The organism is Arthrobacter sp. S41 (assembly GCF_004320535.1).
GTDB lineage: Bacteria > Actinomycetota > Actinomycetes > Actinomycetales > Micrococcaceae > Glutamicibacter.
This window is the reverse complement of the sequence record NZ_SIHY01000001.1, coordinates 504,332-525,808: the sequence shown is the minus strand read 5'-3', so window position 1 is coordinate 525,808 and position 21,477 is coordinate 504,332. Positions and strand designations below refer to the sequence as shown.

Below are 21,477 nucleotides of genomic sequence, written 5' to 3'. Positions count from 1 at the left end.
GCCATTCGGCTCAAGGTGTCCAGCGAACGGCATCAGATTGGCAACTTTCTGTTGCGCTATCCTGCTCGCTGTTTTGGGCACAGGATGCATCAACGAGTCTGCGTTGGCCCAACGGTTCATCAAGCGTGAGGGTATAGGGCACGGCCTCATTTGATTGGCAGGTTTGCGCGTTGCCCTTCAGCGGTTCAACTACTAAACCAACTAAGACATCCTCGTTGGAGTAGCTCACCTGCGTTACGGTAATCTCTCCGGTCACCCCAGAGCCACAAGCAATTCGAGTCACCTTCAAATCAAGGTGGGTGCTCTGTGCGGTCAGAGCCGCGGGGTCTGCTAGTTCCCATTATGCGTTGATCTGATCCGGTGTGTTCTTGGCACAGCCACTTAGTGACATAGTGGCCACGATCAGGCCAACACAAGCATTTCGGAAAAGCTCTGTAGATAAACGCATGGCTTGGCACATCCCATCTAGTGGTGTTGTGCCAAGCCTACGAGATTCGAGCTTTGCGGTAAACGCTTAGGTCAGCGAGACCAATTCTAGGTAGTCCTCGTTGAACAAGTCTTCGTCGCCGTCAGGCAAGATAACTACACGTTCTGGCTTCAAGGACATGACTGCGCCCTCATCGTGGCTGACCATAACTACTGCACCTGGGAAGGTGGACAGTGCGCCCAAAACCTCGGCGCGGGACGCTGGGTCCAAGTTGTTAGTCGGCTCATCAAGAAGCAGTACGTTTGCGCTGGAAGCCACAATGGTTGCCAGAGCAAGACGAGTCTTCTCACCGCCGGAAAGTACACCGGCAGGCTTGGACACGTCATCACCAACAAACAGGAATGAACCTAGGATCGAACGCACATCGGCGTCATTGAGGTGATCAGGTGCGTTACGACGCATGTTATCCAGTACCGAAGCTTCTGGATCCAGGGTGTCGTGTTCCTGTGCGAAGTAGCCGATCTTCAGGCCGTGGCCTGGAATGATCGAGCCGCTATCCGGTTCGGCCACACCTGCGAGCATACGCAGCAAGGTGGTCTTACCAGCACCGTTCAGTCCCAAGATCACGACCTTTGAGCCGCGGTCAATAGCCAGCGACACGTCGTTGAAGATCTCCAAAGAGCCGTAAGCCTTGGACAGGCCCTCGGCCATCAATGGGGTCTTGCCACATGGTGCTGGATCCGGGAAGCGCAATGCTGCGACCTTGTCGGAAGAGCGTTCTTCCTGAAGGCCGGAGAGCATACGATCCACACGCTTAAGCATGGACTGTGCTGCCGAAGCGCCCGAGGCACGTGCCTTCATCTTGTTGGCCTGAGCCTGCAAGACCGAAGCCTTCTTCTCGATGTTGGTACGCTCGCGCTTACGAGCGCGCTCATCGGTTTCGCGCTGGATTTTGTAGCGCTTCCAGTTCATGTTGTAGACATCGACTACACCACGGTTGGCGTCAAGGTTCAGCACCTTGTTAACGGTTTCTTCCATCAAGCCGGTGTCGTGGCTGATCATCAGCACGCCGCCAGCGTAGTTCTTGATGAAATCGCGTAGCCACATGATCGAGTCAACGTCCAAGTGGTTAGTTGGCTCATCGAGCAGCAGAGTTTCGGCATCCGAGTAAAGGATTCGGGCCAATTCCACACGACGACGCTGACCACCGGAAAGGGTGCGCAACGGCTGATCCAAGATACGGTCCGGCAAGTCCAAGTTGGCGCAAATTGCTGCAGCTTCAGACTCAGCGGCGTAACCACCGGCAGCGATGAATTCAGCTTCTAGGCGGTCATAACGACGCATGGCCTTTTCGGAGACGGCTTGGTCTTCGCTTGCCATCTCGTCACGGTTCTTGGCCAACTTGCCAAGGACAACGTCTAGTCCACGGGCGCCAAGAATGCGGTCACGAGCCAGTTGCTCCATGTCCGGAGTTTTAGGGTCCTGCGGCAAGTAGCCGATGGATCCCTTGTAAGTTACTTCGCCCGACGCAGGCTGGGTTTCGCCGGCGAGGACCTTGGTCATGGTCGTCTTTCCGGCACCGTTTCGGCCCACCAGTCCGATCTTGTCGCCCTTGTCGATGCGGAAGTTTACTTCGTCCATCAGCAAGCGGGCGCCGACGCGTAGCTCAAGGTTGGCTACGGAAATCATATGGTGTGGCCCTTTCACGCGGGAAAAAATATTATGGCCCGTTAATGGGCAACTTAACTAGTCTACTAGCCAAGAGCTAAACCACTGGTGGAAAGTGCATAAACTAACAATCCGCAGTGGTTCACCTCTTGGCTAACTACCCAGCTGGGAGCGGTAATCCTTCATCTGAATTAGACGACGGCGCAACGAGCCTTCACGGCGAAGGTCTCCGCCGCTGGTTTTATCGATATGTTCCTTGCCAAATCTCCACAGCAATACATCATCAAGCAGACGGTCCGGCCCTGGAGAATAACGGTGATCAAGTGCGGCACGCACGTCGGTCACCACATTGGCATCAAGTAGCTGAGCGAGTTGCCACGTCTGGTTAATCTCGTGGGCATCAAGTAATTCTGCGGCCCACGACCAGTCGTCATCACGCTTACGGTCAACGTGCGGCAACAGGGTTTGCCAGATCTCACCAATTTTTTCACTGGTCAGCGGCTCAGCACCGGCACCTTGTTGGTCGTGATAACCATTAAGTCGGTGATAGAGCTCGTCAATGTCGGTGAAGTAATCTTCCACGGTTTCCAGCATGGCTGCAGTGGCGGTGAAATGCCGGTCAATCTGTGGATTCCAAGCTGCCTCGCCCGGGTGCTTAAAGCGGATGTCGTGTTCCATCTCGCTCCACGCGTGCTGGAGCACGGTGCGGATCTGCACTTCAAAAACAAAGTTTCCGCTGGCTACTACAGGCTTGCCCAACGCTTCTTGGAATTTGCGTACGGTAGGTTCGCTACGGGTTTTTAGCAGCAGGTGTCGTGAGGAGTATCCGTAGGTTCCGGATTCAACCGAGCCAATATCCTTCTCCCGGTCGCTTCGGCAATCGAAAGAATCCCGGTGCGATTTGATCAGGCTAGCCACCTGTTGGATCTCGTGAGGCAGCATGACGATGATTCGGATACCGACCATGTCATGGATTTCGCGCAACGGATTCGGAAATTCCAGTACCGGTGCGCTCTCGGAGGTTTCTTGCAGCCGACGCGAGGCCTTGGCAGTAAATGACGCAGCAGATTTAACCCGACCAGTGATGAACAACGGCTGGACTTCACTTTGAGCAAATAGCCTACGGATCTTGGCCTTCATGGCCGACATAACCGTATTCAGTTCGCCGGTTACAGATTTGTACTGTTCAACGGCGGTCGCAATGTTCTCAGAGAACTCGTCGTCCTTCTGTTCATGCTGTGGAACCGTCATTGCTGCCTCCTAGGTGCTGATCTGCTCGTTGCTTTAGTCCTTATACTTGCTCTCGCCGGCCGGGATTCTCTATGTGAAATTACGGACGGGAAAGACGCTTGGCCATGTCGTCAAACAACGGGGCCTTATCTTCTACAGGCTTGCCTGGCTTAGCCTTTGGCGCTGCAGCGGTCTGCGGATTCTGGGCGGTCTGGGTGTTTGCCTTGGCGCTGGCGGTTTTTGCATCAGCGCGTGCGCTGGCGGTTTTTGCATCAGCGCGTGCGCTGGCAATACCTTCGGCGCGAGCACGAGCCAGAGCGTCTTGATGCTGCTGTTCCAGTTCAGTCAAACGCTCGGACTCAGCAGTCTGCGCATCGGTCAACGCTGCACTGTATCCATCATCGTAAGCAACACCGTATTTCTCGGCGTTGGCCTGCTCTTCGTCGTATTCCAATTCAGCGCGAAGCTTCGAGGCTTCTGACTTCTTCTGGTACATGTGCACGGTCAAGTGAGTGATGGCCAAAAGAACGATTGGAGGCATGGCTGCCACAAGCGCCGAAACAACCGCTGGCACACCGTTTTCGATGGAATCAACGGTAAGAATCGCGTGGGTTGAGTTTGCGGCCGTGGATACCACTGCGCCGAAGAACAATAGTGACCATGGGTAGACCATGGCCTTGCGGCTAAAGCCGTTCAAGGCGACGATGGCCACGGTTGCGGCAACGATCATACCGTCAATGATGATTGGCCAGATCCAGGCTAGGCGGGGGCTAATTCCTGAACGTTCGGCGAGGTCGGTCAGTGCGGCGAACGACAAAACGAATGCGCCAATGGCGATCAGAACCGTTGCGCCGACAGCGGTACCTAGGACTGCCTTGTGCGGTTCATTCGGGATGTCGAGCTTATTTTCTTCCATGCTGCAGGGCAGACCTAACTTCTCAATATTCGGATATGTCGTCGAAAGCGAGTTTGATAGCCCCAAGTTACTGGTCAAAAAGCCATCAGTTCTTATTTTAGCCCCACATGATCAGTGCTATTGCGCCGGAGGTCTTATTGCTCGACGATCAATAAATCCGGTGCCACTAACCATGGCCGCCAGTCCCCGCAATTGTGAATCTGCAAGGAAGAATACCGTGCTAATTACCATGTACGCGGTGAGCACCATATTCAGTACTGGGTAGGGACTTAGATCGGTGATACTGGTGGAAATTTGGAAAAGGAAGGTAACCCCGCCGAAGCCAAGAACGCTTCGCAGTACCGCTCGCCAGGCCGGCGCCGGGCCACCGTTTTCTCCGGTAACCATGAGCCAGGCGCAACGCTGTCCGAGCGATGCGCGCCCTGGGGTGAGGTTGGGCAGCAAGAAGACGAAGAAGACAACCACTACTGGGATCCACAGATTCATCAGCTTTTCGTTGGTCACCGGCCCGCCTAGTTTTTCTACCAGTGAGCGTGCGCCTGAGATAACAAAAACGGCGCCGGTAGTGATCGCTAGATCAAAAACGTTGGCCAGTACTCGGCGTGCACGACTAACCCTGCGTGGAGCTGCGAATCGCGCGTCCCCTTCCCTTGGACCAGTCAGGAAGCTGAACACGGGCAAGTAGGCAAAGACTGCGCCAGCTAGTGTCCCGGCGGTATTCATGATTATGTCATCAACATCAGCTACGCGGTAGGCGCAGTCGTACAGTCCCCAGATGCCGGTGTACTGGGTCAACTCAATTGAAAGCGACGCTGCAAAGCCAAGCACGATGGCGGTGAAGATATTTCCTCTGAGCCAGCGCACGGCCAGAAGTCCTAAGGGCATGAACAAAATGACGTTGAAGATCACTTGCCACAGGGTAAAACTGGTCGCAAAACCCCGCATCCCTTGCTCGGCGATAGTTAGTTGAAAGTCGTTAACAAAGTGCCCCGGGTTTAGCTGCGGAAGACCGCGCCCCGGAACGCAGGCCGCACTACGCGAGCTAGGCAGTGGCAACATGGTGTAACTGAATAAACCGAAGCAATACACCGCTGCCGCAGCAGTGGTAATGGTCCTACGCCAAGACAGTCGACCATGCCGACGGTACTGAAGTGCCAATAGGAAAATGCCTGCAGCGCCCAAGAAGAGGGCACCACCAAGCATGGCTATGGTCGCTGGCCAGAACATCGTTTGCATAGTTCAATCTAAGCCGATGCTCCACAGTAAGCCCTGTGCCCGGATGTGTGATCTTGACTATCTAGGATTTTTTGTTGCGGTGTTCCGCGCTGTCCAAGGGCCCGAACGGACCATCAAGAACCCGACGCGTAGTCGAATCAAAGCGGAAGAGCCCGACAAACAGCAATACAGTCAGCACACCAGCAAAAGTCTTCATCGTCCATGCTGTGTGCCATTGCTCTATGGAAAGCTGGTCAACAAAAACGGCAACCAGAATGAGGCTGGAAGCATAGATCATCAATTTTTCGGAGGTCCAAGACACCCGGTGCGAGATGGCGAAAAATGCCATGAGCCAAAGAATGTACCAAGGCTGAATGATGGGTGCCAGCAGGACCACTGCAGACAGGGACCAAGCTGTGAGGCGTACCGGATTTGAGATGTTCTTGGCCAACGCAAGACGAGCCACAATGGCCAGGGCAAATAGTTGGAACAGCTGAACGACAATGCTGTTCACTAGTAACGCGTTGCCACCAAGCAGTCCGGCCAGTTTGCTAAGGCTCCAACCGACCAGGCCCACCGGTGCATAGGGGAAGGCCGCATCGCCGGCGCTGAACATCGCAGGGATCCAACCGAACCAGAGGTTTGTCACCGCACCAATGATGGTCAACCAGATCAATGACAGGACAGAGACTTTGGCCCAGACCATCCAACGAGCACGTTTGGATGGATTTTTGTTCAGGAGAATCAAGCCGATAAATGGCAGTGCCAGAAGCACGATCGGTTTAACCGAAACTGCCATCGCCAAGGCCATCGTTGAGGCAACAGGGCGCCGATCATAGGCATAGGCCAACGCGCTGAAGACACCGGCAATCATTAGTGCGTCGTTATGCACGCCGCCAATCATGGTCAGCAAGAACAGTGGGTTACCTACAATTGCCCAATTGGCCCAGTTAGGATTCTGTCCCATCTTCTTGGCCAACTTTGCGGTGAAGTGATAACAGCCAAGTACACCCAGGGCCGCAACAATGCGAAGCAGGCCCACTCCGATTTCCGGAATGCCATTCGAGGCAAAAAAGATGATGCGGGCCAAAACCAAGAAGAAGGGACCGTAGGGCGACGGAGACTGCGCCCAGAGGCCGTCTGATCCTCCATCGAACCAGCCGGGTAGGGCTGAAATCCCTTCAGCGTAGGGAGACTTGTCGGCATGCAACATTCGTCCCTGAGCAAGGTAGGAATATACGTCACGGCTCAGAATGGGGAAACTCAACATGAGCGGTGCTGACCACATCGTGATGAGCTTGCCCAATTGTCCTGAAGTAATGTCAGTTGACTTCTGAACCCGTGGACGGGTGACAACCCACGTTCGGGTCAGCCAGACCATGCCCAAGGCCATGAGCACAATGCAGGTAATGACGCCGCTCGACTCGGTACGAAATTCGATGAAGAATCCACTCCGAGCTATCGGCGAGAGCTGATTGCGCGGAAACCAGCCAATCCCCCAGGACGCGACGGTGATCATCACCGACGCTGCAAAGCCCTGCCATCCAAGCGATCGCAGACTTTCCCCCTGTAATTTCCGGCGAATTTCCAGCACTGTCACTAGGCCTTCTTTTCCTTTGTCAGCCAATTAGTTGAGCTCAAGAGGTCAGGGACAATTGACTTGGTTTTCCGATCAAAGAAGACAAGATAGACGGCGCAAGCGATGGAGGTTCCCCAAGAAATCATTTGTACGCGAGGCACCAGGGATTCTTGCAAGAATTGCCAGACGAAAATTTGGTCGGCAGCTTGGTAGGCCAAGAAGAAAATAGTGGTCAAGTGTAGCCACAGCATCTGCCAGTCATCGCGAAGTCCGGTGACCGCGAAGAACGGCAGAAGCCACAAGAGGTACCAAGGCTGAATGACTGGGGACAAAACCACAATGGCCGAATAGGCAATGGCCATGCGCTGAACCAAATGTGAGTACTTTCCACGGAACATCAACACCATGGCTACGCCAACACCGAGCAGACGACCAATGGTGCTGATGGTTGGGAGCACTCCGGTTGATTCAAGCCCAAACGAGTGGAAGATGCTCGTCATTGCGACGGTCATCAAACCCAGCGGGGCAAAGATTGAGAATCCAGAACCGGTGTAGTGAAGCATGACATCTAGCCAACCGAACCAGTAGCCGTTCAACCAGCCAACGAAGGTCATCAGTGCCAGGAAGATCAGACCTGAATAGACCCAATACAAGATACGGCGTGGCCATTTGGCCTCGGGCCCGGCCCAAAGCAGACCGATAAATGGCAATAGAACCAACGTGATCGGCTTGACTCCGATGGAAGCGGCCAACACAACGATGGCCCAGAAACCGTGACGCTTGCACGCTAGGTAAACGGCCCATACGGACAGTCCAGTCATCAAAGCATCGTTGTGCGCGCTGGCCACAAAGTTCACCAGGAACAACGGGTTTGCCACAGTCATCCAGGTAGCTTTTGCCCCCGATACCCCGTGAAGTTCAGCAAGCTTTGGCACAAAATGCAAGCAAAGAAGAACACCGATAAACGCGATAGCGCGGAACGCGAGGATGGCGGCGTCGGTAGAGCCACCAACCAGTTTGGCTACCAAGTATTCAATGGAAAGAAAGAGTGGCCCATACGGGGTCCCATCTTGAGCCCACATGGTGTCGGTCCCCAGCTGGAACCAATTGTTCAAACTTGAGATGCCATCAACATATGGGTCCTGACCGGCTACCACCAGTCGCCCCTGGCCAAGGTAGGCAAAAGCATCGCGGCTCATGATTGGCAGGGCCACAAACATGGGAATGCTCCACAGCCAGACCGCCCGGCGAACAATCTTCAGTGATCCTTCGCCCCAGTCGCGAAGCTTCTGCCCTAGGCGCCACCAGGAGCGAAAGAGCAACCAGCAACCAAGCGCCAAGAGAATCACGCAGAGGATCACGCCCGAAGATTCGGTGCGCAGCATAATGAAAAACGGATCCCGATTCAGCGGGGAAACGCTAGCTAGCCAGCCAGTGCCGAAAGAGCCAAAAAGTATCAGCGAAGCGCCAATGACGCCACTGAGCAGCGTCTTGTTCACTCCAGCGTTTGGCTGGGATCGCACTGCTTCTAAGTTGCTGGCTGACACACTGACACCTCGTGCTGTAGCGGACCAAAATTCGTGAATTTCAAGGCCTACGTCGTATCAAAAGCTCCCCTGACAGAGGGTCTTTTGGTAGCCAGAATTCTCTGCCGATTTTAGCATTGTCTCTCCGCTTAGCTTGGGCAGGACACTGCTTGCACTCGTGCTTTCACCGCGTGCGCTCTCCCACAGGCGCGGTGCAAGTGTAGATTGGTTACGTGGCTAGTAACTCAGAAAAAATTGTATGGATCGACTGCGAGATGACCGGACTGGATCTGGTCAACGACGCACTGATCGAAGTAGCGGTACTGATCACCGATTCCGAATTGGAAATCGTTGATGAAGGAATTCAGGTTGTCATCAAGCCTGAAGATGCTGCTTTGGCACAGATGAACGACTTTGTGCGCAACATGCACACCGTCAGTGGCTTGCTCCCAGAGCTGGAACAGGGTTTGAGCATGGATGAAGCCCAGCGCATCGTGGTGGAGTACATCAAGAAGCATGTTCCTGAAGCCAATAAAGCGCTGCTCGGTGGCAACTCGGTAGGGACAGACAAGAACTTCTTGGCTCGGGATATGCCTGAAGTGATTGAGCACCTGCACTACCGGATCATCGATGTTTCCACGCTGAAGGAACTGAGCCGTCGCTGGTACCCGAAGGCGCACTATGCGGCCCCTGCCAAGACCGGCAACCACCGTGCCCTAGGCGACATTCAAGATTCGATTGATGAGCTTCGGTACTACCGAGAGACCATCATGGTTCCAGCTCCCTGACCAAGCACTGACGAGGCCAAAGCTGTAGCAGCTCAAATCGTTACCAGCGACGACCAGTAGTCGCGCCGGAACCCTTGGGGCGCAGAGTGATGCACTGCATAGCGCCCCTGGGGTTCCCGATTGGCTAATAGGTGAGAAATATGTGTATAGTATTTCTCGTTGCCAGATACGAAATCAGTTTTCAAATGCATTCTGACTAGTAATAAAGCAAACATGGTGGGTATAGCTCAGTTGGTAGAGCGTCTGGTTGTGGTCCAGAAGGTCGCGGGTTCAAACCCCGTTACTCACCCCATATCAAAAGGCTTGATTCGAAACTTAGGTTTCAAATCAAGCCTTTTCTTCGTTCACCCTCTTGCGAGCATCCGGTAATCGGCTGGCGACACCATTGCCCACGCTAGGCTTCCGCTTCTTTTGCGCGCAAGATTTGCCCACAAGGCTCGGATGAATGGCACACTTGCAAAGACGCCCGGTCGGCATTTCGACTCGAAAATGAGCCTCTGGTCACAAACCAACGGCTCACGCTTTCCTGATTAGTATTGAACGGCAAACTACGTGTATAGTATTTCTCGTTGCCCGATACTTAGTCACCAGCTCTAGAGCGTCTGACTAGTATTGAAGTGAACATGGTGGGTATAGCTCAGTTGGTAGAGCGTCTGGTTGTGGTCCAGAAGGTCGCGGGTTCAAACCCCGTTACTCACCCCATATCAAAAGACTCGATTCAGAACTTAGGTTCCGAATCGAGTCTTTTGCATTCTCAGTCCTATTGACGCAGCTCTGGTCCGCGTACTTACATCCATTCAGGGTTCAACAAACGCAACCCAAGAACCGCAGATGCGCAGTTTGCCTCACTTTGAATCAAAAGCAGTGGGCACTGACGCGGAACCTACGGCGAGCGCGTTCCTGATCACCCAGACCGCTCAATGCGGCGCACAAACCGTTGCTCGGTCCCCCACTCAACATGCTTTCGACAATGGGCACAGTATGTAACGTGAATGATTTGACGCCCGTACCTTTCGGAGCAATACCAGTTGGATGCACAGGTCCACGTGGTGCAGAGGAGATTTAGTCCAACCAACTAGCATCGAGGCCTCGCATTACCCTTAGGCCCGCTCAACGCTTGTCTACTCATGCGCATCGAAATACGGATCACCTGACTCGCGCACAATTGGTCGTTACCAGGGGCACCCCATAGAACAGCTGAACTAACCTACTCAGGCCCCTACGTTGCATCAACCGACCGACTCAGGAGGTTTTACCGCAGCTTCGGACTTCCGCACTTTGCGCTGAGTCTGGCTGGGGTTCGGCGAGCGCATGACGTTCCGCTCCAACACTTGTTGCCTTCTTGTCACATTTCAGCAAATTCAACACCATATTCGAAACTATGTTCGAATCTGTTGATTTTTGGGGTCTATCCCCCTGTTTTTCGAGACTTCTAGCGTTATTTTGCGACTTGATGCAAAGTTTTACAGCTCAAATAGGCGCGAGTTGGCTCGACCACCCATAATGGATGTTGTACTTTGGCAGGCCTCTGTGCTTTTTGCCTGCGTCCAATCCACCGAAAGGTACTCCCCCTGTGAAACGCGCACTTCTTGAAGAGGACCACGAGCAGTTCCGTGAATTGGCAACGGAGTTCAATACTCGTGAAGTCTCCGGAAAATACGCCCAGTGGGAGAAGGACCACCAGATTCCACGTGAGGTTTGGCAGTCAGCCGGTGAGAACGGCTTGCTTGGGCTTGCTGTTCCTGAAGAGTTTGGCGGAATGGGAATCGATGACTACCGATTCCGTGTCGTTCTTGATGAAGAGTTCGTCCGTGCCGGGCACCTAGCCCTTGCCTTGGCCTTCCATCTGCACGATGATCTGGTTCTGCCGTACTTGATCAATTACGGTACCGATGAACTGAAGGCCAAGTGGCTTCCTCGCATGGTGGATGGTTCTACGATCACTTCTTGCGCCTTCACTGAGCCCGGAGCTGGTTCGGACCTACGCGCTGTGCGCACCAAGGCCGTACGTGATGGTGAGAGTTGGCTGCTCAGCGGTCAGAAGACCTTTATTGGTAATGGTGCATTCGGAGATGCCGCTTTAGTGCTTGCCCGTACTGACGGTGGAAGCGGTCGCGCCACGGCGCAGTCGTTCTCGTTGTTCATGGTTGAGCGTTCCGAGGGCTACAGCAACGGCACTCCCTTCGACAAGATGGGACTGCGTGCCTCTGACACCGCGGAGCTGTTCTTCGATGAGGTCAAGGTTTCTGATGCTGATCGCATTGGTGAGATCGGGCAGGGACTAACCTACGTCAAGGAACAGTTGCCTCAGGCACGCTTGGCTATTGCGGTAGCAGCATCTGCCATCGCCAGCGCATCATTTGAGCAAGCACTGGAGCACGCCTCCAATCGTTCAACCTTCGGGCAGGCCCTCACCGAGTACCAGAACACCCGCTTTGAACTGGCTAACCTGAAAACTGAGGCGCATGTCACCCAGACCTTTGTTGATCAGGCGGTTGTTGCGTTTAACGAGGGCGAACTTAGTGCTGAGGAAGCTGCCGAAGTGAAGCTTTGGGCTAGTGAGAGCGCGAAAAAGCTTTCGGACAAGGCGTTGCAGATCCATGGTGGTTATGGCTACATCATGGAGTACCCAATTGCTCAATCCTTCACCGCGGCTCGTTTGTTGACCATCTTTGGTGGCACAAGTGAGATCATGCGTGAAACTATTGGACGAGCACTTTAAGCACTTTTGAAAGGACCTGATCACGTGCCAATCCGGCAGATCACAGTTTATGGAGAACCTGTTCTTCATCGTCGCGCAGTAGAAGTCACCGAGTTTGATGATGAGCTACGCCAGCTTGTTGCAGATATGCACGTGACCATGGACGAAGCCCACGGCGTGGGACTGGCTGCTCCGCAGGTTGGTATCGGTCTACGTCTATTCACCTATGTCTACGCAGACCAGGACACCGCTCCTGAGCGTGGTGTCATCATCAACCCGAAGCTAACCCTGTCCAAGGTGTCGCAAGCTCCGGCAGACGTTGATGACGAGTCCGAGGGTTGCTTGTCGGTCCCTGGACTAAACTACCCGCTCAAGCGTGCGGACTATGCCAAGGTTGAAGGTTTTGATGAGTTCGGAAATCCGATCTCCTTCGAGGCTCACGACTGGTTCGCCCGGGTGATGCAGCACGAATACGATCACCTTGATGGTTTCCTCTACGTAGATAAGCTCCAACCTCGCTGGGATAAGCGTTGGAACAAAGCCAAGAAGTCTTTGGGCTGGGGCGTACCTGGCATTACCTGGTTGCCTGGCACCGACGAGGACCCTTTTGGTCACTAACGCTTTGGCTGCCTAGTTTGCAGTCTTGAAGTCAAGATATCGCTGATGTAGCGCCGCACCGAGTGTATCGGTCGGCGCTACATTTGTATTCCACACTTGCGTGGCTCGCCCTTGTTCAATCCAGAATGCATTAAACATGCCGTTGGTAGCTGGCATGATCGCTTTCTGCATGGGTGCATCGGCGATCAGGTGCCGATCCGCGGTGGACAGGTAGTACTCGTCGAACGGGCCTAACAACCGCTTGGGTAGTTCCACCTCGCCAGAGCTCTCAAGCTCTTGATGCGTGGCAGAGCCGGCAACTACGAGGTAATCCTCACCCCGCTCGTCTTGCCCTACTGCCACAAGCTGATCGGCCACCTCATTGGCCGCCTTGCGCATCGTTGTCAGGGTTTGTCCCGTGTACCAAGCGGCACCACGCAAAGTCGCAGGTGCATGGGAGCCTAGGTAGCGAAGCAGCAATTCGTGCATCGGATCTGTAGGCACACGGTGATCACTGATCCAGCGATCTACCAGCACATAGTCTTGGGCGATCAGTTTGGCCTGCGCAGGAATCGGTCCCAAGCAGATCAGCCCGTTTTGTACCAGCACCAAGAGCACATGAAGTCCGCGCTGATTTTTAGTCTGTATCCCGTGACTCTCTAGCTCGGCAAAGATTGTGGCCCTACTGGCTCTTTGGCAGTCAATGAGCAGGTTGGTCACGATGGTAGAGGCGCGGTCAATGGTTTGCGAATCTATCTGCAAAGCGCGCAAATTAGTCGCAGCTGTTTTCAGGGTACGCTCTCTGGCCGCCTGCACCATCCACTTGGCGTCCTGTGACCTACAGATATGCAGGGTGCCACGCATGGTCCACGAACGAACGAGCTGGCCATCATTGAACAGCTCATTAACCTGTGCTCGGTTCGGTTCGGACGCTACCCGCTGAGCCAAGGCATAACGTCCGGCGGTGAAGTCTTGAGCTTGAATCGCCAACATATGCTCGGCTGCACCCAGCAAGCTTTGTGCAGGCTCACGTAATTTCTGACTGCGCATCCGTGCGGCCAACAACCGCTCTCGTTCCACGTCTTTGCCCTATCTCTCGCACCTAGAGCCGAGCGTAGCAGGAACGGGCTGAGGCTTAAACGACTTTCGGGACCGTACCTCACGCATCATGCGCGAAGTATGGTCCCGAAAAGTCGTACAACTCTAGTTCTAGACGCTGACGGCTTCAGCCTTCACATCTGGAACAGCTACCGGGTGGGTGCCAGCGATCGATTCGATCACGCGCACTACCTGGCAGGAGTAACCGAACTCGTTGTCGTACCAAACGTAGACAACAGCGTTTTTGCCCGAAACGATGGTGGCCAGGCCATCAACGATGCCGGCACGACGTGAGCCAACAAAGTCGGTGGAAACCACTTCTGGGGAATCGATGTAGTCGATCTGCTTGTGCAGGTTCGAGGTCAGCGAGGTTTCACGCAGGTAAGCGTTCAACTCTTCCTTGCTGGTTTCGTTCTCCAGGGTCAGGTTCAAGATGGCCATGGAGACATCTGGGGTTGGTACGCGAATTGCGTTACCGGTCAGCTTGCCTTCGAACTCTGGCAGTGCCTTAGCAACAGCCTTGGCAGCACCGGTCTCGGTGATCACCATGTTCAGTGCAGCTGCGCGTCCGCGACGTTCGCCCTTGTGGAAATTGTCGATCAGGTTCTGGTCGTTGGTGAACGAGTGAACGGTCTCAACGTGTCCGTGGTTAACGCCGAACTTGTCGTTCAGCGCCTTGAGCACTGGGGTGATGGCGTTGGTGGTGCACGATGCTGCGGTGACAATCTTGTCTTCTGCAGTAATCCACGAATCGTTGATGCCGTGAACGATGTTCTTCAAGTCGCCCTTACCTGGAGCGGTAAGTAGAACGCGAGCAACACCCTTAGCTTCAAGGTGCTGGGACAGGCCAGCTTCATCGCGCCAGCGTCCGGTATTGTCTACAACAATCGCGTTGTTGATTCCGTATTCGGTGTAATCAACGGTTGCTGGATCATTCGAGTAGATGACCTTGATCAGTGTTCCATTGGCGAGGATGGTGTTGTTTTCCTCGTCGACGGTGATCGAACCTTCAAAGCGGCCATGCACCGAGTCGCGGCGAAGCAACGAAGCGCGCTTGACGATGTCATCATCCGAGCCCTTGCGCACAACGATTGCCCGCAGACGCAAGCCGTAACCGCCACGCTCAATCAGGATACGAGCGAGCAAGCGACCAATGCGACCAAATCCGTAGAGTACTACGTCCTTTGGTTCTGCGTCGGTAGCGCCGGCCTTGCCGACCTTTTCGCCCAGTTCGTTGCTGATAAATGAGTTCAGGTCAACGGAGCCAGATTCTTTGAACTTCTTGTTCAAGCGGCCAAGATCAACGGCGACCGAGCCAACATTGAGTGTCTCGATTTCATCGAGAATTGCTTTGGTTGCCTTCAGGCTTAGCTCTTCGCCATCGATGCGGCGCACAACGCGGTGTGCTTTGATGATGTCGATTGAGGACTGATTGATCAGCTTGCGGCCATATACGGAGGGCACCACATTGTTCTTGCGGTACAAACGTCCGATCAGTGGAATCATGGCCTCGGCGAGCTCTTCGCGCCCGCTCCATTCTTGCTGGGCGACGACAGACTGCTGGGTCAAAGGAAAATCCTTCCAATTCAGCCGACTTGCAGATCCATAAAGTCGGTTGGCACCGTGGGAAGCACCATTGCTTTTGCGGTGGTACGAGGTCACAGGATCATCCTCGTAAGTACTAAGTACATTTTCCATTCTAAACTGCGCAGAAATTTTCCGGGCACCAAGATCTGTGAATCATCTCACTTGAGAAGTGAGGAAAAATATGGTGAATGGGATGGCCGATACGCCGGGTTTTGTCGCGCCGAAGCGGGACGGTCATCTATCTACGACTGCCGTTGCCGACAGCCTCTAGCGGTCCACCCGACTGCATGGGGCGAACAGCCCTCATAACGCAGTCTGTCTGACCTTGCTCCGAGTGGGGTTTACCAAGCCATCCCGGTCACCCGGGACGCTGGTGGTCTCTTACACCACCGTTTCACCCTTACCAGGAAACCTGGCGGTCTATTTTCTGTGGCACTAGCCTGCGGGTTACCCCGAGTGGGCGTTACCCACCACCCTGTTCTGTGGAGCCCGGACGTTCCTCGGGACAATTGCTTGCCACGCGACCGTCTGGCCATCCCATTCGTTAACCATTCTAGCCCCGGGACTTTGCCTGCCGTAACGCGCTGAGCGAGGTGTCCGACACGGAGATTCTCCAAAAATACCTAACCACGAACGATTTGATACGCACTGGATGCACGCGTAGCTCAAAGCATCAGCAAGTCTTCATCGACAAAGGTTGAGTGTTGAATTCCGATAGGCTGGAAGGCGTGCTTATTTTGTTGCCGCCTTCTGAAGGCAAGACAGCCCATACTCAAGGTGCTCCGTTTGAATTGGAAACACTCTCGTTTCCGGAACTAAATGATGATCGTCACCAAGTCATCGATTCTCTTGCGCAAGTTTCTGCTCGCGAAGACGCCATGGAAGTCTTAGGCGTTGGAGCTTCACTAGCTAACGAAGTAGCTCGCAATATCTCACTGCACACTGAACCGGCAGCCAGGGCACACGATATTTATTCAGGTGTGCTTTTTGAGGCTTTGAACTACGCGTCGTTGGATAAGCCAGCAAAGCTGCGGGCAGATCAAAGCATTCTGGTCATTTCTGCGTTGTGGGGCGCCGTCAGATTTGATGACCGGATCCCACCGTACCGACTTTCTATGTCCACCAAGCTTGAACCACTGGGCAGGCTCGGGAGCTGGTGGAAGAAACGATTAACTCCAGTATTGGACGAGATGGCCGGGAACCAGCTCATCATCGACGCACGCTCAAGTACCTACACGGCAGCCTACAAGCCAAGCAACGGAAATAGCGTGGCCGTCAATGTTTTTCAGTTACGCAACGGTGTTCCGAAGGTCGTATCGCACTTCGCCAAACACACTCGCGGCGAAGTTGCCCGGTTCTTGGTTCAGCAAGAAGTCGAGCCCAAGACGGCGACGGAATTGCTTGAACTGATTCAATCTAAGTGGGAGGCCACCCTGGTGGACGACAAAAAGGGTCAAGCACTAAATATTCTGCTCCCCGAAGACCATCAGTTCACCACCACAAAGTAGTAAGAATCAGCCTCTCGTCTTGGCGCACACGACAAAAGAACAAACTTTCCCTCTTCCGCTTGTGATTCAATTCACATATGCTTCACGTATGACGTCCTACGTCATACGTCCTTCCAATTTTCAGGAACCATACCCCTGCGAGGAACCAGCCCATGCGAAGCCATTTTCGATACGAGCACCGTAGAATCCTGACCGCTGCACTGGCAGTCAGCCTGACCATTCCCCTTTTCAGCGCAAACGGGGCCCTAGCGGCCACCACATTAGAGGAAGCGGACCCTGCGGTGCCGCCGGGAACCTTCAAAGAAATAAATCTCGGAACCGACCGCACCGAAAACAACTTCTTCTATCGCATCCCCGCTCTCGCTCACTTGGGCGACGGGGTAGTTCTCGCCGCGTGGGACGGCCGTCCGGGAAACGCCTCAGATGCACCGAACCCCAATAGCATCGTGCAGCGCAAAAGCACCGATAACGGTGCAACGTGGGGGCCAGTAACCACTGTCGTGGCAGGCTTCACCGGCTCCCCCGAACAAGGAAAGCACGGCTATTCTGACCCCAGTTATGTGGTGGATGACGAAAGCGGAAAGACCTTCGCCTTCTTTGTCTACTCCAAGGATCGAGGCTTCGTAGGGAGCATTTGGGGCCATGACGATGCCAACCGGCAAGTGCTCAGCGCAGCTGTTGTCGAATCCACCGATGACCGAGCCACGTGGAGCAAGCCTCGACTGATTACCGATGTCGTCAAACCAGGAGACAGCGCGGTCCCCGGCACTGTACGTTCGACCTTCGCCACGTCCGGTCAAGGCATCCAGATAACCCGCGGCCAATACGCCGGGCGACTCGTTCAGCAATACGCCGGAGATGTCATGCAGGCCGATGGCACCCGAGCGATTCAAGCCTTCTCGATGTATTCCGATGACCACGGAGCGACGTGGAAACATGGAGAATTCACCGGACAGGCCATGGACGAGAACAAAGTGGTTGAACTTTCCGACGGGCGGCTTATGCTCAATTCCCGTGACAACGCCGGCGGTGGCTATCGAAAGGTAGCTATTTCTAATGATGGTGGCCACAGCTACTCGGAGGTCACCCAGGATAAGAACCTCCCCGATCCCACAAATAACGCACACATCACCCAGATGTTCCCGGATGCGCAGGCCAAAAAGTTGCTGTATACCGGAGCCAATTCACAAACTTCGCGCTCCAACGTTTCAGCTCGAGTTTCTTGCGATGACGGAAAACGTGGCCAGGTTTGCGCACCATTCGTCGTGGTTTCTCCGGGTACTCGGTAGCCGATGTCTTGGACAATGGAAAATTTGGCGTGTTTTACGAAGCTAACTACACCGACGCCATGCAGCTTGCTACGTTCGATGAAGAATGGTTGAACTACGTCTGTGCTCCGATGCAGGCAGAAGCGTTCACCGCCAGCTCAGGATCCACTCTTGACGTTCCAGTGACCATCACGAACCAGGAAGACGAGGAGCTCTCGGGCGCCATCGCGGTGGGCGCCTCAACGCAATTCAGCGCCACAGCAAAATCGGTCACCAATCTTGCCGCAGGCGCCAGCACCACCATCAACCTTCCAGTCACTGTCGCGTCCACCGCGCTTGGAAACCAGAGTCTACCGTTGCAGTTCACGAGTAGTACTGGAAAAACTTCGCAGGTATCTGTGTCCGCTCAGATCACCGGCGAAGAAACCACTGGACTTAACATTTCGGGTCAACGCACCGATATGAGTCGAGACTTGGCCGTGGACCCATATGCGGTCGGTGAAAAAGTTCCGTACAGCTTCCGTGTGAATAGCATTGGAAACATCGCTCAATGGGTCGTACCAACTGCGGGTAACTTCTCACCGTTTTCCGCCAGCCCAATTGGACAGCCCAGCCCGGCGGGCACTTGCCGCTACTCGAACCTGCCCGCGGGTGCTGGCTACACCTGCGCCACTCCACGCCATGAGGTAACCAGCAATGAGCTAGCCAACGGATTCTTTATTCCTCAAACGCACTGGACTTCTGGCCGGGTCGGCAGCAACGCCATCGTGGATGAATACACAATCACGGATCAAGAAGTCGACCTCGTCGATCGCCAACCTAGCTTTACCGTCGAGGCCTCACAGCAAGTTGCCGCTGAGCCTGCTTTGAATTCGTCGCCTAAAGCCGGTGACTGGATTAGCTATGAAGTCACGGTTACAAATACCGGAAACGTTCGACTCAGCGCCCTAGAAGGTTCGGAATTCAGCATTAAGGAGCTTGACGCAGGCGAATCGAAGAGCGCAACCATCACACGCCTTCGCACTAGCGCTGATGCCTCAAGCCGAAGCGCACAGGAAAAATCAAAAATTGCTACCGCTCGCAACGGCGATATCAAGATCCAGGCTGAGATTTCTCAATCCATCGCCCCGTAGGTTGAAAGTGCAAAACCTGACAATGCACTGAAGCAAAAGAAGACTGCCGTGGGCAAGACTTGGGAATTACTATTCCCGAATCCCACCCATGGCAGTCTTCTTTGTTGGTTGAACTTTTGTTGGTTGAACTAACTGCCACCTTGCCCATCAGCGGCGACGAGTTCAATTTCAAAGCCCTCGCCATTTTCCAGATACGCAGCGTAGTGCTGTTCTCCACCAGCGTGTGGATGCTGATCCGAGAACATCAAGGTAAATCCGTGGTCACTAGCCTCGCGTGAAATTTGCTCAACTAGTTCTTTGGACTCAACAGTAAAAGCCAAGTGGTTCAATCCTGGATTCAAGCGTTCGTGGCGTCCATGGCGCACATCAGGCCCGGACTCAAGAACGATATAAAAGTTTGAATGGGCGTAGCTGATCCCATTACTCCACTCAGAATCAATCCGGTAACCCAGACGCGTCAGCAACCATCCCAACGTTGCTTTACTGGCTGATAAGTCATCAACCCAGATTTCCAAATGATGCAGCATGCGGTACCCTGCCTATGGGGTCAGGACAAAGTCCCAAGGATCCGAATTAATTTGCGATATTTCAATCTCTACCGAATGTCCCAGATCGTTGAGCACATTCTGCAAAGCGCGAGCGCCGGCTGAAAGCCAGACCCACTCGGAGGCAAAATGGGAAACATCAATCAAGTAAGGGAAGCCACCGTTGGCTGCTTCGCGTGCTTCACTGGCCGGGTGATGGCGTAGATCTGCGGTGACGTAGACATCGGCTTGGTGTGAGCGCACCGCATCAAATAACGAGTCACCGGCCCCACCGCATAGGGCGACCTTGCGGATGATCCCGGTGCGGTCACCTGCAACACGTACGCCACCGGCCACGGCAGGGAGCACGGTGTAAACGCGTTCAGCAAAATCTTCAAGCTTCATTGGCTTGTCCAGGAAGCCGACTCGGCCTAGTCCTTCTTCTGGCAATCCGTCCTTGGAATGCACCAGAGGCACACAATCCTTGAGGCCAAACGCGTCGGACAGGGCGTCGTTGACTCCCCCAATGGCGTTGTCAGCATTGGTGTGTGCCGTGAGCAAAGCGGTTCCGGTCTCAATGAGCCGGTGAATCGCTTCGCCCTTAAAGCTGGTTCCTGCTACTTGGGTGACACCACGAAGTAACAGTGGATGATGAGTGATGAGCAAGTCAGCTCCACGCGCGATGGCATCTTCGATCACCACAAGGGTCGGGTCTACAGCCATTACAACCTTGGTGATCTGCTGGGCGCTACGTCCGGTCACTAGACCAACGGCGTCCCAGTCCTCCGCCAAGGATTTTGGCCAAAGCTCTTCTACTGCCTCAAGCACATCGCCCAAAGTAGTTGCAGCCGGTTCCCCATCAACTGGCTGCTTTACTTCTTCGTCGGTCACTGGCTTGAGCGAAGCGGCGTCCGTAACTGACGGCTTCTTATCAGGTTCTTGCGAGTTATTTGCCTTGCTCTGCATGTCACCAACCCTACGCGTTGGGTACATCGATGGAACAGAATGCAACGCCGCATCGTTGTGAACTGTGTGAGTACTCTCAGCCTTCAATCACCGCATCAATTCAGCCCTACAATCGAGCTTCAGGGGGCCAAGCTGGCAACCTTCGTGTTGGCAGGTGGCTGCTTCTGGTGCTTGGACGCCATCTACCAGCAAACCCGTGGCGTGCACGCCGTGATCTCCGGATACATCGGTGGGCACACCAGTGACCCGGACTATTATCAGGTCTGCTCCGGAACCACCGGGCACGCTGAAGGTGTTGCAGTCATCTTTGATCCAGAAGTTGTTCCAGCCGAGATCATCTTGGACATGTTCTTCACCGTTCATGATCCAACGTCGCTCAATCGCCAGGGTTATGACGTAGGCACCCAATACCGCTCGGCCATGTTCCCGCTGGATGAAGAGCAGCGGACGCTTTTCGCTGGGGCCATCGCAAAATTTGCGCCTTTATACCCTAATCGGATTGTCACCACAATAGAAGAGTCGAAAGATTTCTATCCTGCGGAGCAAATTCATCAAGATTACTACGCAGCTAACCAAGATGTCGGATATTGCCGAGTGATCATCGACCCGAAGATCGCAAAAGTCAGGAAATATTACGCACAATGGCTAAATGAAGCCTAGCTTGACGGCATGCCTACTAGGGTTAGAAATGAACCTCGAGATGTCCGAGCCATTTAGCCGGTCATCTGCAAGTAACTCGCCGCCAG

17 protein-coding genes, 2 tRNA genes and 1 other RNA gene are annotated in these 21,477 nt (G+C 54.2%); 9 read left to right on the top strand and 11 right to left on the bottom strand.

From position 1 onward, the window contains the following. Nucleotides 1-514 precede the first annotated feature (514 nt). From EYR88_RS02400 to mptB (EYR88_RS02375), 6 genes are all read right to left on the bottom strand, one after another. Nucleotides 515-2,116, bottom strand: a complete 1,602-nt coding sequence (locus tag EYR88_RS02400; RefSeq protein ID WP_131088136.1) for an ABC-F family ATP-binding cassette domain-containing protein — start codon at nt 2,114-2,116, stop codon at nt 515-517. Between the two features lie 132 nt (nt 2,117-2,248). Then, nucleotides 2,249-3,346, bottom strand: a complete 1,098-nt coding sequence (locus EYR88_RS02395; protein ID WP_131088135.1) for a (p)ppGpp synthetase — start codon at nt 3,344-3,346, stop codon at nt 2,249-2,251. Nucleotides 3,347-3,425: 79 nt separating this feature from the next. Continuing rightward, nucleotides 3,426-4,241 carry a DUF2637 domain-containing protein gene (locus EYR88_RS02390; RefSeq protein WP_131088134.1) on the bottom strand — a complete coding sequence of 272 codons (816 nt, stop codon included), beginning with the start codon at nt 4,239-4,241 and terminating at the stop codon, nt 3,426-3,428. A 117-nt stretch (nt 4,242-4,358) separates the two neighbouring features. After that, entirely contained in the window at nt 4,359-5,477 is a 1,119-nt protein-coding gene (locus tag EYR88_RS02385; RefSeq protein ID WP_131088133.1) for a VanZ family protein, read from the bottom strand. A 61-nt stretch (nt 5,478-5,538) separates the two neighbouring features. Beyond that, nucleotides 5,539-7,056 (bottom strand): polyprenol phosphomannose-dependent alpha 1,6 mannosyltransferase MptB, encoded by a 1,518-nt coding sequence (gene mptB / locus EYR88_RS02380; RefSeq protein WP_131088132.1) that lies wholly within the window; start codon nt 7,054-7,056, stop codon nt 5,539-5,541. Next, nucleotides 7,056-8,582 carry a polyprenol phosphomannose-dependent alpha 1,6 mannosyltransferase MptB gene (gene mptB, locus EYR88_RS02375; protein ID WP_242632436.1) on the bottom strand — a complete coding sequence of 509 codons (1,527 nt, stop codon included), beginning with the start codon at nt 8,580-8,582 and terminating at the stop codon, nt 7,056-7,058. The genes mptB (EYR88_RS02380) and mptB (EYR88_RS02375) overlap by 1 nt, the downstream gene beginning before the upstream one ends. A gap of 212 nt (nt 8,583-8,794) precedes the next feature. Between mptB (EYR88_RS02375) and orn the strand changes: the two genes are divergently transcribed. The 5 genes from orn (at nt 8,795) to def (ending at nt 12,668) form a co-directional block, all read left to right on the top strand. Next, nucleotides 8,795-9,349 carry an oligoribonuclease gene (gene orn, locus EYR88_RS02370; protein ID WP_131088131.1) on the top strand — a complete coding sequence of 185 codons (555 nt, stop codon included), beginning with the start codon at nt 8,795-8,797 and terminating at the stop codon, nt 9,347-9,349. Between the two features lie 216 nt (nt 9,350-9,565). Next, nucleotides 9,566-9,641 (top strand) — tRNA-His (locus tag EYR88_RS02365). Between the two features lie 334 nt (nt 9,642-9,975). Continuing rightward, nucleotides 9,976-10,051: transfer RNA gene (locus tag EYR88_RS02360), tRNA-His, on the top strand. An 871-nt stretch (nt 10,052-10,922) separates the two neighbouring features. Continuing rightward, nucleotides 10,923-12,071, top strand: coding sequence for an acyl-CoA dehydrogenase family protein (locus EYR88_RS02355; RefSeq protein WP_242632435.1), 1,149 nt, complete (start codon nt 10,923-10,925; stop codon nt 12,069-12,071). 24 nt (nt 12,072-12,095) lie between these two features. Further along, the gene (gene def, locus EYR88_RS02350) at nt 12,096-12,668 is read left to right on the top strand and encodes a peptide deformylase (protein WP_131088129.1); all 573 of its coding nucleotides are present in this window, start codon (nt 12,096-12,098) and stop codon (nt 12,666-12,668) included. Between the two features lie 12 nt (nt 12,669-12,680). Here def and EYR88_RS02345 read toward each other — a convergent pair whose 3' ends face one another. The 3 genes from EYR88_RS02345 to rnpB all read right to left on the bottom strand — a co-directional run bounded on the left by EYR88_RS02345 (nt 12,681) and on the right by rnpB (nt 15,872). Then, complete coding sequence (locus EYR88_RS02345; protein WP_131088128.1) at nt 12,681-13,727, bottom strand: winged helix DNA-binding domain-containing protein; 1,047 nt, start codon at nt 13,725-13,727, stop codon at nt 12,681-12,683. A 129-nt stretch (nt 13,728-13,856) separates the two neighbouring features. Next, nucleotides 13,857-15,314, bottom strand: coding sequence for a glyceraldehyde-3-phosphate dehydrogenase (locus EYR88_RS02340; RefSeq protein WP_131088127.1), 1,458 nt, complete (start codon nt 15,312-15,314; stop codon nt 13,857-13,859). A gap of 203 nt (nt 15,315-15,517) precedes the next feature. Further along, nucleotides 15,518-15,872, bottom strand: an RNA gene (rnpB, locus tag EYR88_RS02335) — RNase P RNA component class A. Nucleotides 15,873-16,060: 188 nt separating this feature from the next. Here rnpB and EYR88_RS02330 point away from each other — a divergent pair. The 3 genes from EYR88_RS02330 to EYR88_RS02320 all read left to right on the top strand — a co-directional run bounded on the left by EYR88_RS02330 (nt 16,061) and on the right by EYR88_RS02320 (nt 19,241). After that, the gene (locus EYR88_RS02330) at nt 16,061-16,840 is read left to right on the top strand and encodes a peroxide stress protein YaaA (protein WP_131088126.1); all 780 of its coding nucleotides are present in this window, start codon (nt 16,061-16,063) and stop codon (nt 16,838-16,840) included. A gap of 152 nt (nt 16,841-16,992) precedes the next feature. After that, complete coding sequence (locus tag EYR88_RS02325) at nt 16,993-18,129, top strand: sialidase family protein (protein ID WP_131088125.1); 1,137 nt, start codon at nt 16,993-16,995, stop codon at nt 18,127-18,129. Continuing rightward, on the top strand, nt 18,090-19,241 hold the full coding sequence (locus EYR88_RS02320) for a hypothetical protein (protein ID WP_131088124.1): 1,152 nt from the start codon (nt 18,090-18,092) through the stop codon (nt 19,239-19,241). The genes EYR88_RS02325 and EYR88_RS02320 overlap by 40 nt, the downstream gene beginning before the upstream one ends. 128 nt (nt 19,242-19,369) lie before the next feature. Here EYR88_RS02320 and EYR88_RS02315 read toward each other — a convergent pair whose 3' ends face one another. Next, a complete protein-coding gene (locus EYR88_RS02315) occupies nt 19,370-19,768 on the bottom strand; it encodes a VOC family protein (RefSeq protein ID WP_131088123.1) in 399 nt (132 codons plus the stop codon). 12 nt (nt 19,769-19,780) lie between these two features. Beyond that, nucleotides 19,781-20,731, bottom strand: a complete 951-nt coding sequence (locus tag EYR88_RS02310; protein WP_131088122.1) for a Nif3-like dinuclear metal center hexameric protein — start codon at nt 20,729-20,731, stop codon at nt 19,781-19,783. A 132-nt stretch (nt 20,732-20,863) separates the two neighbouring features. Between EYR88_RS02310 and msrA the strand changes: the two genes are divergently transcribed. Beyond that, nucleotides 20,864-21,391 (top strand): peptide-methionine (S)-S-oxide reductase MsrA, encoded by a 528-nt coding sequence (gene msrA / locus EYR88_RS02305; RefSeq protein WP_131089760.1) that lies wholly within the window; start codon nt 20,864-20,866, stop codon nt 21,389-21,391. The last annotated feature ends 86 nt before the right edge of the window (nt 21,392-21,477 follow it).

Coding starts and splice junctions, on each gene's coding strand:
- EYR88_RS02385 (WP_131088133.1), bottom strand. CDS start 5,477: ATGCAAACGATGTTCTGGCCAGCGACCATAGCCATGCTTGGTGGTGCC.
- EYR88_RS02325 (WP_131088125.1), top strand. CDS start 16,993: ATGCGAAGCCATTTTCGATACGAGCACCGTAGAATCCTGACCGCTGCA.
- EYR88_RS02400 (WP_131088136.1), bottom strand. CDS start 2,116: ATGATTTCCGTAGCCAACCTTGAGCTACGCGTCGGCGCCCGCTTGCTG.
- EYR88_RS02315 (WP_131088123.1), bottom strand. CDS start 19,768: ATGCTGCATCATTTGGAAATCTGGGTTGATGACTTATCAGCCAGTAAA.
- EYR88_RS02310 (WP_131088122.1), bottom strand. CDS start 20,731: ATGCAGAGCAAGGCAAATAACTCGCAAGAACCTGATAAGAAGCCGTCA.
- EYR88_RS02395 (WP_131088135.1), bottom strand. CDS start 3,346: ATGACGGTTCCACAGCATGAACAGAAGGACGACGAGTTCTCTGAGAAC.
- EYR88_RS02390 (WP_131088134.1), bottom strand. CDS start 4,241: ATGGAAGAAAATAAGCTCGACATCCCGAATGAACCGCACAAGGCAGTC.